We start from the raw sequence: 3,758 nt of genomic DNA on the forward strand, positions 1-3,758 counted from the left end.
GAAGAAATCAGTTCACTATCTTCTTACACTTTCATTCTGGAAGCTTTATTCTATGCAGCTTCATATTAAATTGGTATGAGTTCGTCATCTATTAACAAGTTTTCCGGTTTGATGTCGCGGTGAATTATCGGCGGTTTCTGAGCTTGCAGGTAAACTAAAATCTCTAAAGTGGCGATCGCAATTTGTTTGATATCCGGCGGCGAAAAAGTCCGGGCGACAGCAGATTCGGCATTTTTGTATTCCTGCACCATGCAGAAACCGCTGTCAGTCTGGAAAGAATCGAGATAGCGTGGAATGCCAGGACGATCTAGATTTTGCAAAACTTTAATTTCTGGTTCGTAAGCTTGGTATTCTTCCCAGCTAGCACCTAATCGGGCAAATTGAAATTGCTTAATTACAACGGAGTTTTTTGTGTTAATTTTTGTGGCGAGATAGGTGACGCGGCCGCCCAAACAGTTGTATCCGAGTTCGCGACTTATTTGATAGCCATGTTGGGAAAAGTCAGGAAAAGCGTTCATAGGTAATTACTATGGTTTGTAGTAAGGACTTTAGTCCTGAAGCCGTTATCTTATAAGGACTTAAGTCCTTACTAAGAACGAAACGATCGCTATTACTAACATAACTTTTTTGAAAAAAGGCGGCAAGTGTGATAGGATTTGATTTCGCGATCGGTTCTAGCGGGGAGCAGTCGCTAGAGGAAACGGGGAAAGTTCGGTGCAAGTCCGGCGCTGTCCCGCAACTGTAATGAAACCCTTGTGGTTTTTCAAGTCAGAATGCCCGCCGATATCTAACTCACTTTTGAACGCATCTGCGAGGTACGGATGATGGATGGAATTAACACGGCTGTACGCACCAAGCACAGTCTACTTGTTTGCACTGCTTGCGCTAGTGTTTGGAAAAACGGCAAGCGCGAAGGCAAAAGCGGCGGCCAACTATTCATGGAAAATTTGTCGCAACTCGCGAAAGATTGGGAGTTTTCTGATAAGTTTGAGATTCAAGAAGTTGAGTGCATGAGTGCTTGCAGTCACTCTTGTGCGGTGTGTTTTGCTGCTGTTGGAAAGTACACTTATCTGTTTGGCGATTTACCAGCAAATGAGTCGGAAAGCGTCGAGGCTGTACTCGAATGCGCGGGTCAATACTATGCTAAACCGGACGGTTTGTTGCCTTGGTCTGAGCGTCCTCAAGCTCTCAAAAAAGGTGTTTTAGCAAAGATTCCACCGCTTCCTAATTAGAGTTTTTCTTGTTCCTAGCATCTGCCCATTGGTGGCAACTTAACGTCAAACAGACCCTCCGGCCCTCCGGCAGCAGTCCGGCAGGGGTTGAAACCCCTGCCTCAAAGCTAAAGTCCTCTGAAGAGGACTGAAGAACTCATTAGTCCTCTTCAGAGGACTTTAGCTATAAGCCAGGGAATTCATTCCATGGCGGACGGTCGGTTTAAGTTGTCACCAATGGGCAGAGCTTGGGAACGATAGAACGATAGATTTCACTTCATCAACAACAAAATTATCAATGCACAAAATCCCTGTTACTGTCATCACTGGTTTTCTCGGTAGCGGCAAAACTACCTTAATTCGCCACTTATTGCAAAATAATCAAGGTCGCCGCATTGCTGTTCTGGTTAACGAATTTGGCGAAATCGGAATTGACGGAGAATTGCTGCGCGATTGCCAAGTTTGCGACGAAGAAGAAGATGTCAGCAGCAATATTGTAGAACTAACAAATGGTTGTCTTTGCTGCACTGTTCAAGAGGAATTCTTGCCGACTATGCAGGAATTGTTGAAGCGCCGAGAACAAATTGATTGTATCTTAATTGAGACTTCTGGTCTTGCACTTCCTAAACCTTTGATTCAAGCTTTTCGCTGGCCGGAAATTCGCACGGGTGCTACTGTAGACGGTGTTGTTGCTGTTGTCGATTGCGAAGCTATTGCTAGCGGTACTTTTGTCGGTGATATCGATGCTTTGATGGCACAGCGGCAAGCTGATTCTAGTTTAGATCACGAAACTCCGATCGAGGAATTGTTTGAAGACCAGTTAGCCTGTGCCGATATGGTACTTTTAACGAAGGTCGATCGCGTAGATGCTGAAACTCACAAGAAAGTCCAAAGCTGGTTGCAACAAGAGTTGCGTCCGAGTGTGAAAATTGTGCCTTGCAAAGGTGGCGAAATTAACCCTGATGTGCTCATGGGATTTAATGCGGCGGTTGAGGATGATTTGGAGTCTCGCCCGAGTCACCACGACACAGAGGAGGAACACGAACACGATGATGATATTAACTCGACTTTCTTTATTGCCGATCGCGAATTTGAACCTGAAGCATTGGTGAAAAAACTGCAATCCTTGATGCAGCAGGAGGAAATATATCGGATTAAAGGGTTTGTGGCGGTTCCCAAGAAACCGATGAGGATGGTATTGCAAGGTGTTGGTTCGCGGATAGAATATTTTTACGATCGTCCCTGGCAACCTTCCGAGCTCCGTCAAACCAAATTAGTGCTGATCGGTCGAGAGTTAGAGCGCGATCGAATTGCAGCTATGATTAACAATTAATTGTCATCTGAGAGGGGCGGGTCGAGCGATATTTTGAATTGCAGCAAATATTATTGGTAAAACTCGCCCCTACAAGCTCTCACCAACAATTTATTAACATTATTTAATATTGTGGTCGCTGCCAGCAAGTCTGGTGTAGAATAGCGATAATGGTTATCATTGTACAATAATCGAGGTCAAGTATGGTGACTGCTGGGGCGATCGAATCAGTTCCTGTTACTGTTCTCACAGGCTATCTGGGTGCAGGCAAAACTACGCTACTGAACCGCATTTTAACAGAGGAACACGGCAAAAAAGTTGCAGTCATCGTCAACGAATTCGGCGAAGTAGGCATCGACAACCAACTGATAATTGATGCCGACGAAGAAATTTTTGAGATGAACAACGGCTGCATTTGCTGTACAGTCCGAGGTGATTTAATTCGGATTATCGGTAACTTAATGAAGCGCCGCGACAAATTCGACCACATAGTCATCGAAACCACAGGTTTAGCCGACCCCGCGCCCGTAATTCAGACATTTTTTGTAGACGAAGATATGCGGGACACATTACTGCTAGATGCAGTTGTCACCGTAGTCGATGCCAAGCACATCTGGCAGCACTGGGACGCAGACGAAGCTCAAGAACAAATTGCTTTCGCTGATGTAGTTTTACTCAACAAAACTGATTTAGTGAGCGAGGAAGAATTGGCCGAATTAGAAAAGCGAATTCGTGCAATGAATGCAATGGCAAAAATTCACCGCACCCGCAACGCTGAATTAGCAATGGATGCTTTGTTGGGCGTTAAAGCATTTGATGTGAACCGGGCATTAGAAATCGAACCCGACTTTTTGGGCGAACACACTCACGAACACGACGAAACTGTTACCTCAGTAGCAATAGTAGAATCCGGTGCCATTGACGGCAACAAATTTAGCGATTGGATTGAGGAATTGTTGCGGACTCAAGGCCCGAATATCTTTCGGACAAAAGGCATTTTGAATATCGCCGGAGACAACAAGCGATTTGTTTTCCAAGGAGTACACATGGTGTTCGATGGCCGACGGGATAGACCTTGGAAAGCCACCGAAACTCCGAAAAATGAACTCGTATTCATCGGTCGCAACTTAAACGAAAATCAATTGCGAGAGGATTTTCGGAAATGTCTGGTTTAACTGACATATTGAAGCATTTTTAATAAGCCTTTTACGAACAGGCAAGATGCCTGTTCCACA

The 3,758-nt window shown here is 44.9% G+C and carries 4 protein-coding genes and 1 riboswitch; of the genes, 3 read left to right on the plus strand and 1 reads right to left on the minus strand.

Annotated elements, in window-relative coordinates; all coding sequences use genetic code 11:
* Nucleotides 1-65 precede the first annotated feature (65 nt).
* The gene (locus QUA62_RS15085) at nucleotides 66-518 is read right to left on the minus strand and encodes a protein kinase domain-containing protein (RefSeq protein ID WP_333405082.1); all 453 of its coding nucleotides are present in this window, start codon (nucleotides 516-518) and stop codon (nucleotides 66-68) included.
* A gap of 134 nt (nucleotides 519-652) precedes the next feature.
* A riboswitch (cobalamin riboswitch) is annotated at nucleotides 653-799 on the plus strand.
* 22 nt (nucleotides 800-821) lie between these two features.
* Here QUA62_RS15085 and QUA62_RS15090 point away from each other — a divergent pair.
* The 3 genes from QUA62_RS15090 (at nucleotide 822) to QUA62_RS15100 (ending at nucleotide 3,698) form a co-directional block, all read left to right on the plus strand.
* A complete protein-coding gene (locus QUA62_RS15090; protein ID WP_333405084.1) occupies nucleotides 822-1,232 on the plus strand; it encodes a DUF1636 domain-containing protein in 411 nt (136 codons plus the stop codon).
* Nucleotides 1,233-1,509: 277 nt separating this feature from the next.
* The gene (cobW, locus tag QUA62_RS15095; protein ID WP_333405086.1) at nucleotides 1,510-2,544 is read left to right on the plus strand and encodes a cobalamin biosynthesis protein CobW; all 1,035 of its coding nucleotides are present in this window, start codon (nucleotides 1,510-1,512) and stop codon (nucleotides 2,542-2,544) included.
* A 182-nt stretch (nucleotides 2,545-2,726) separates the two neighbouring features.
* On the plus strand, nucleotides 2,727-3,698 hold the full coding sequence (locus QUA62_RS15100) for a GTP-binding protein (protein ID WP_333405087.1): 972 nt from the start codon (nucleotides 2,727-2,729) through the stop codon (nucleotides 3,696-3,698).
* Nucleotides 3,699-3,758: the final 60 nt, after the last annotated feature.

Source organism: Microcoleus sp. MON1_C1 (assembly GCF_036701945.1).
GTDB lineage: Bacteria > Cyanobacteriota > Cyanobacteriia > Cyanobacteriales > Microcoleaceae > Microcoleus.

Bases quoted from the DNA above. Each gene is read 5' to 3' on its own strand.
- QUA62_RS15085 (WP_333405082.1), bottom strand. From the start codon at position 518: ATGAACGCTTTTCCTGACTTTTCCCAACATGGCTATCAAATAAGTCGC.
- QUA62_RS15090 (WP_333405084.1), top strand. From the start codon at position 822: ATGATGGATGGAATTAACACGGCTGTACGCACCAAGCACAGTCTACTT.
- cobW (WP_333405086.1), top strand. From the start codon at position 1,510: ATGCACAAAATCCCTGTTACTGTCATCACTGGTTTTCTCGGTAGCGGC.
- QUA62_RS15100 (WP_333405087.1), top strand. From the start codon at position 2,727: ATGGTGACTGCTGGGGCGATCGAATCAGTTCCTGTTACTGTTCTCACA.